Source organism: Sphingomonas abaci (genome assembly GCF_014199625.1).
In the GTDB taxonomy this organism is placed as follows: Bacteria; Pseudomonadota; Alphaproteobacteria; order Sphingomonadales; family Sphingomonadaceae; genus Sphingomonas; species Sphingomonas abaci.
On sequence record NZ_JACHNY010000005.1, the window covers coordinates 118,941 to 125,968 of the forward strand.

General features: G+C 70.0%; 4 protein-coding genes. 1 reads left to right on the top strand and 3 read right to left on the bottom strand.

The window, feature by feature from the left end; all coding sequences use genetic code 11:
• The first annotated feature begins 29 nt into the window (after positions 1 to 29).
• Entirely contained in the window at positions 30 to 1,538 is a 1,509-nt protein-coding gene (locus tag GGQ96_RS12870; RefSeq protein ID WP_246360540.1) for a S10 family peptidase, read from the top strand.
• Positions 1,539 to 1,685: 147 nt separating this feature from the next.
• Here the strand turns inward: GGQ96_RS12870 and acs are convergent, their stop codons facing one another.
• From acs to GGQ96_RS12885, 3 genes are all read right to left on the bottom strand, one after another.
• The gene (gene acs, locus GGQ96_RS12875) at positions 1,686 to 3,614 is read right to left on the bottom strand and encodes an acetate--CoA ligase (RefSeq protein WP_184115375.1); all 1,929 of its coding nucleotides are present in this window, start codon (positions 3,612 to 3,614) and stop codon (positions 1,686 to 1,688) included.
• A gap of 78 nt (positions 3,615 to 3,692) precedes the next feature.
• The gene (locus GGQ96_RS12880) at positions 3,693 to 5,765 is read right to left on the bottom strand and encodes a TonB-dependent receptor (RefSeq protein WP_184115377.1); all 2,073 of its coding nucleotides are present in this window, start codon (positions 5,763 to 5,765) and stop codon (positions 3,693 to 3,695) included.
• Positions 5,762 to 6,736 carry a bile acid:sodium symporter family protein gene (locus GGQ96_RS12885; RefSeq protein WP_425506704.1) on the bottom strand — a complete coding sequence of 325 codons (975 nt, stop codon included), beginning with the start codon at positions 6,734 to 6,736 and terminating at the stop codon, positions 5,762 to 5,764. The genes GGQ96_RS12880 and GGQ96_RS12885 overlap by 4 nt, the downstream gene beginning before the upstream one ends.
• Positions 6,737 to 7,028: the final 292 nt, after the last annotated feature.

Genomic DNA, 7,028 nt, shown 5'->3' on the forward strand with positions numbered 1-7,028 from the left:
TCCGCCATCATCATCAAGGATCATCGCCCTTGCGCTCCTTTCGTCACGCCGCCCCCCTCCTGACCCTGGCGCTGCTTGCCGCCCCCGTCGCCGCCGCCGCGCCCAAGACCGACGAGAAGACCGCCGCCGCCGACAAGAAGGATGGCGACGAAAGCAAGCTGCCGCCGCTGCCCGCCGACAAGAGCATCAGCCAGAGCGTCCGCATCGGCGGCCGCACGATCAGCTACCGCGCCACGGTCGGCACCCTTCCGGTGCGCGACGAGAAGGGTGAGACGATCGGGCAGGTCGTCTACACCGCCTATACGGTGCCAGGCAGCGACGTGCGCCGCCCCGTGACCTTCGCCTTCAACGGCGGACCCGGCGCGGCGTCGGTCTATCTCAACATGGGCGCGGTCGGGCCGAAGCACGTGCAGTTCGGCGCGCAGGGCGATGCTCCGTCCGACGCGCCGATCGCGACCGACAATCCCAATAGCTGGCTCGACTTCACCGACCTAGTGTTCATCGATCCGATCGGCACCGGTTTCAGCCGCAGCCTGGTCGACGAGGAGAAGACCAAGAAGGCCTTCTACGGCAACGATCCGGACATCAAGTACCTGTCCAAGATCATCTATGACTGGCTGGTCCAGCAACAGCGGCTGCGCTCGCCCAAATATGTGATGGGCGAGAGCTATGGCGGCTATCGGGCGCCGCGCATTGCCTATGAGCTGCAATCGCAGATCGGCGTCGGCGTCAACGGGCTGATCCTGGTGTCGCCCTATCTCGACCCGGCGGTGGGCAGCGGCTCGACCGCCCTGTCGCCCCTGCCCTGGATGATCGACCTGCCGTCGATGGCGGCGGCGAACCTGGAGCGCCAGGGCAAGCTGACGCCCCAGGCGATGGCGGAGGTCGAGGCCTATACGCGCGGCCCCTTCGCCACCGACCTGCTGCTCGGCCGCTCCAATCCGGAGGCGCTGAACCGGCTGGTCGAGCGGGTCACCCAGCTGACCGGGCTGGACCCGGCGTTGGTGCGGCGCATGGGCGGGCGGGTCGACACCGGCACCTATCTGCGCGAGATCCACCGGGCGCAGGGGACGATCGGCAGCGTCTACGACTCGAACGTCACCGCCTTCGATCCCTTTCCCTGGGCATCCGAGATGCAGTCGAACGATCCGATCCTCGACTCGCTGATCGCGCCGACGACCAGCGCGATGGTCGATTTCGTCACGCGCGAGGTGGGCTGGAAGACGGACGCGCGCTATCACGCGCTGTCCTATGCGGTGAACCAGGCCTGGGACCGCGGCAAGCCGGACGACACGCCCGTCACCGACCTGCGCAAGGCGATCGCCAACGATCCCAAGATGAAGGTGATGATCGTCCATGGCTGGGACGACCTGTCCTGCCCGTTCTTCGCCTCGCGGCTGATCGTCGATCAGATGCCGGCTTTCGGCCAGACGGACCGGGTGAAGCTCGACATCTATCCGGGGGGGCACATGTTCTACAGCCGCACGGACTCGGGCGCGGCGTTCAAACGGGATGCGGAGGCGCTGTACCGGGGGTGATGGGACCTGTTCCTTCTCTGACTGTCCCCCGGCGAAGGCCGGGGCCGGTCGGAAAGGCCCCTGTTAAAGAGCGTTCCGAATTGTCACGAGCGCCCCCCATCCGGGCCCCGGCTTCCGCCGGGGAACAGGCTGGGGGATGCGGCGACTTCAAACCCGCCCGGCGACCAGCTGCTCGACCACCCCCGGATCGGCGAGCGTCGAGGTGTCGCCCAGGTTCGACACGTCCCCCTCGGCGATTTTGCGCAGGATGCGACGCATGATCTTGCCCGAGCGAGTCTTGGGCAGGCCTGGCGCGAATTGCAACGCGTCGGGGCTGGCGATCGGACCGATTTCGCTGCGGACCCAAGACCGCAGTTCGGCGCGCAGCTCGTCCGAGGGCGCCTCGCCGGCATTCAGCGTGACATAGGCATAGATGCCTTGCCCCTTCACCTCGTGCGGCATGCCGACCACCGCCGCCTCGGCGACCTTGGGATGGGCGACCAGCGCGCTCTCCACTTCCGCCGTGCCCATCCGGTGGCCAGACACGTTGATCACATCGTCGACCCGGCCGGTGATCCAGTAATAGCCGTCGGCATCGCGGCGGCAGCCGTCACCGGTGAAATACTTGCCCGGATAGGTGCTGAAATAGGTCTGGAAGAAGCGTTCGTGATCGTTCCAGACCGTGCGCATCTGCCCGGGCCAGCTATCGGCGATCACCAGATTGCCTTCGGTCGCGCCCTCCAGCACGGCCCCCTCGGCATCGACGAGCTGCGGCCGCACGCCCGGCAGCGGTTTGGTGGCCGAGCCTGGCTTCAGATCGGTGGCGCCCGGCAGCGGCGCGATCAGGATGCCGCCCGTCTCGGTCTGCCACCAGGTGTCGACGATCGGGCAGCGCCGCTCGCCGACGACGCGGTGGTACCAGTCCCATGCCTCCGGATTGATCGGCTCGCCAACCGAGCCGAGCAGCCGCAACGACCGGCGGGAGGATTTCGCCACCCAGCCGTCGCCCTCGCGCATCAGCGCGCGGATCGCGGTGGGCGCGGTGTAGAAGATATTCACCCCCAGCCGGTCGATCGTCTCCCAGAACCGGCCATGATCGGGATAGTTGGGCACGCCATCGAACATCACCGTCGTCGCGCCGTTCGCCAGGGGCCCGTAGACGACATAGCTGTGCCCGGTCACCCAGCCCACATCCGCCGTGCACCAGAAGACCTCACCCTCGCGATAGTCGAACACGTCGCGAAAGGTCGCCGCCGACCAGAGCAGATAACCACCGGTGGTGTGCAGCACGCCCTTGGGCTTGCCGGTCGAGCCGGAGGTGTAGAGGATGAACAGCGGGTCCTCGGCGTTCATCGGCTCGGCCGGGCAGTCGGCGTCGACGCCCTCGACCGCGGCGTGCCACCAGACGTCGCGCCCCTCGACCATGGCGATGTCCGCGCCGGTCCGCCGCACCACCAGCACGCGCTCGACGCCGGGACAGTGCGCCAGCGCCTTGTCGACATTGGCCTTGAGCGGGATGCGCTTGCCGCCGCGACAGCCCTCGTCGGCGGTGATGACCAGCCGGGAGTCGCAATCCTGAATGCGGTTCGCCAGGCTGTCGGGCGAGAAGCCGCCGAACACGATCGAATGGATCGCGCCGATCCGCGTGCAGGCCAGCATCGCCACCGCCGCCTCGACGATCATCGGCAGGTAGAGCGTGACCCGGTCGCCCTTCCTCACGCCATTGGCCTTCAACACGTTGGCGAAGCGGCAGACCTCGGCATGAAGTTCGCGGTAGGTGACCCGGCGAGTCTCGCCCGGCTCGTCCCCCTCCCAGATGATGGCGACCTGATCGCCGCGCGTCGCCAGATGCCGGTCGAGGCAGTTGGCGGCGACGTTGAGTTCGCCGTCCGCGAACCAACTGATGCGGAAATCGGCCGCGTCGAACGAGGTGTCCTTCACCTGGGTGAACGGCGTGATCCATTCGAGCGTGCGCCGGGCTTCGTCCCGCCAATAGCCCTCCGGATCGCGCGCCGCCTCGGCATAGAGCCGCTCATAGCCGGCGCGGTCGATCCGCGCGCCCGTTGCCGCGTCGCCGACTGGGTAGAGAATTTCCATCGATCACCTCTCCGGGGCCGTTGCCTTTGCACCGCCTCTATCGTGGCCATCGCCTGCTGAGTAGCCGGACCGGCAAATTTACGCGCCCGGCCGGTAGCGCAGGCCGATCCACAGCGTACGGGGCGTCGCGCGCTCAACCAGGTTCGCCCCGCTCACCCCGGCCTCGACCCGGGCATCGGTCACATTCTCGCCCCGCAGCTCGAGCGCCAGCGCGCGCGTCACCGAAGCGGCGATATAGGCGTCGAGCGTGGTCGCGGGCGCGAGGCTGCGGCTGTTCTGGTCGTCCTCGAACTGGCGCGCCACATGCCGCAGGGTCAGCGCCGCCGATGTCCCGTCCCGCCGATAGTCGACGGTGCCGGACCATTGGTCGCGCGGCGTCTGGGCCGGGCGCAGGCCGTCCAGCGCCGCGCCCGCGCCGCTTGCCCGGACGCGCGCATCGACATGGCTCCACGATGCCCCCAGGCCGAGCGCCCCCGGCTGCCACCGGGCGTCCAGCTCGATCCCGCGCGAGCGTACCGCGTCCAGATTGCGCCGCACCCGATAGACGCCGTTCGCCGCGACGAAGCCGACCAGCGGAAAACTGCCCGGCCCGGCGCCGGCCGTGACATTGGCGATCGCATCGTCCAACCGGTTGTCGAAGACCGTCGCCGCCAGCCGCAGCGTCCGCTCCGGCGCGATCGTCACCCCCGCCTCGACGCCGCGCAGCGTCTCCGGCGCGAGCAGCGGGTTGGCAGCGGTTGCATCCGGTCCGACCCGGAACGGCCGGTAGAGTTCGTTCAGCGTCGGCAGTCGCCAGCCGCGATAGGCGGCGGCGCGTAGCGTCACTCCGTCCACCGCCCGCCAGGCCAGTCCGGCGCGGCCGGTCGTCTCATGCCCCGCCCGGTCGGCGAAGCGCAGGTCGGTCAACGCCGGGCCGGTCGCCAGCGGCCGCTCGCTCAGCCGGCCATCGCCGATCCGCCACCAGTCGATGCGGCCGCCCAGCGACAGCGTCAACCGGCCGAGCTCGGCGCTGCCGTCGGCGAACAGCCCGATCGTGCGGTTGTCGCCGCCCGCCGCGCGCCGGCGCGTCGGCTGGCCGGCGACATAGGTGTAGTTCTCCTGCGTCCGCCCCGATACGTCGCGCCAGTCGCCGCCCAGCCGCAGTGCCAGGGCGGAACCGACCGGCGGTGCGATCTCGATCCGCGCGCCCAGGCCGGTGGCGGGCGTGCTGTACTGGTCGAGCGTCCGCGTCGCGGTGGTGCGGGCGGCATCGACGCTCGCGAAGCTGGAGGCGAAGCCGCGCGTCTGCAGATAGGTCAGCGCCGACCACCCCCAGCGACCGCGCCCGACCAGGCGCAGGCTGGCGTCCGCGCCCTCCGACCGGTTGCCGGTGAAGGGCGTGCCGCGCTCGCGCCGATCGGTGAAGGCGCCGACATTGGCCTGTAGCTCCGTATCCGGGGCCAGCGCGACCACGCCGCGCACCGCGCCCGACGCCTGCGCATAGGGGGCGGGTCGATCGACCGGTCCCCTTCGCTCCGCCACGATGGGGACGAAGCCGTCGCCCCGCGCATAGGCGCCGGACAGGGTCAGGTAGCCGCCCGGCCGGACGAGCGCCGCCGTCCCTTGTGCGTCGACCGAGTCGCGGCTGCCATAGGCCAGCCGGCCGGCGAGCGGCGCGTCGGGCGCCGCGCTGTCGAGTTCGACCGTACCCGCCAGTGCGCCCGGCCCCTGATAGCCGCTGCCGCCGCCGCGCGTCACCCGGACGCGGCCGAGCCGGTCGGTGGCATAGGCCGGGAAGGCGACCCAGCCGCCGAACGGATCGCTCTGCGGCACGCCGTCGAGGAGCAGCAGCGCCCGGCTGGCGGCGTTGCCGCCGAGGCCGCGCAGCGTGATGCCCTGGCTGGTCGGATTGGCGCTGCGGCTGTCGGCGCGGCGGAACTGCTGAAGGCCGGCGACCTCGGCCAGCACGCTCTCCAGCCGGCCGGCGGCATTGGCGGCGATCCGGTCGCGGCCGATCTCCACCACGTCGAAAGCGCGGTCGCCCGGCGGGTCCGACAGGCCGCGCCCGGTGACCAGGATCGCGGCATCCTCCCCTGGCGCGACCGGCGCCTGCTGGGCGATGGCGGGTCCGGCGACGAGCAGCGCGGACAGGCTTGCGGCGCGGCGGATCATGCGTCCTGCCCCGCCGCCTGGTCCGCGAAGCGCCGCGCGATGAAGGCGCAGGCGATCAACTGGATCTGGTGGAACAGCATCACCGGCAACAGCACGACGCCAACCTGCGCCGCCGGGAACAGCACGCCCGCCATCGGCACGCCCGAAGCCAGGCTCTTCTTGGAGCCGCAGAACAGCAGCACGATCGCATCCTCGCGCGACAGCCTCATCGCCCGGCCGAGCGCCAGCGTGATGCCCAGCACCACCGCCAGCAACAGCGTGCAGAGCAGCGCGATGACGCCCAGGTCGCGCGGGGAGACGCGTGTCCATAACCCCTCCACCACCGCCGCGCCGAACGCGCTGTAGACGACGAGCAGGATCGAGCCGCGGTCGACGATCGTCAGCCACTGCTTGCGCCGTGCGACGAATCCCCCGATCCAGGGCCGCAGCAGATGGCCGGCGACGAACGGCACCAGCAATTGCAGTACGATCGCCTCGACAGCGCTGCCAGAAAGGCCATGGCCCGCCCCGGCGCCCGGCATCAACAGCGCGACCAGCGCCGGGGTCAGGACGATGCCGATCAGGTTGGAAAAGGACGCGCTGCACACCGCCGCCGCGACATTGCCGCGCGCGATCGCGGTGAAGGCGATCGACGACTGCACGGTCGAAGGCAGCAGCGTCAGGAACAGCAGTCCCGCGGCGACCGCGCTGTCAATGCCGGGCAGCGCCCGCAGACCCAGTCCGAACAGCGGGAACAGGCCGAAGCTGACCGCCAGCACCGCCAGGTGCAGCCGCCAGTTTCGCGCGCCCTCCCAGATCGCATCGCGCGACAGCTTCGCGCCGTGCAGGAAGAAAAGCAGGACGATGCCGATATCCGCCGCCCAGGCGACCAGGGTCGCCATGCCACCCCGCGCGGGCAGCAGCGTGGCGAGCAGGACGGTGCCGAGCAGCATCAGGATGAACGGCTCGAACAGGGCAAGGAATCGACGGATCACGGGCTAGTCCTGTCAGCGTGGGACGCGACGAGGCGCGCCGGGAAGGGCAGCGGCGGACCCCGTCCGGGATGATAGCTCCGCCACCCCGCGTCATGCCTCCTTGATCGCCGCACCGCAACACAGCCCGTGCGTTCAACGGCTTGCCCGTGGCTTGTGGGGACGTGAGGGGACTATCCTACTGGGGTCAGCCTTTTGGGGTCAGCCTTCTGGGGTCAGCCTTCTGGGGTCAGCCTTCTGGGGTCAGCCTTCTGGGGTCAGCCTTCTGGGGTCAGCCTTCTGGGGTCAGCCT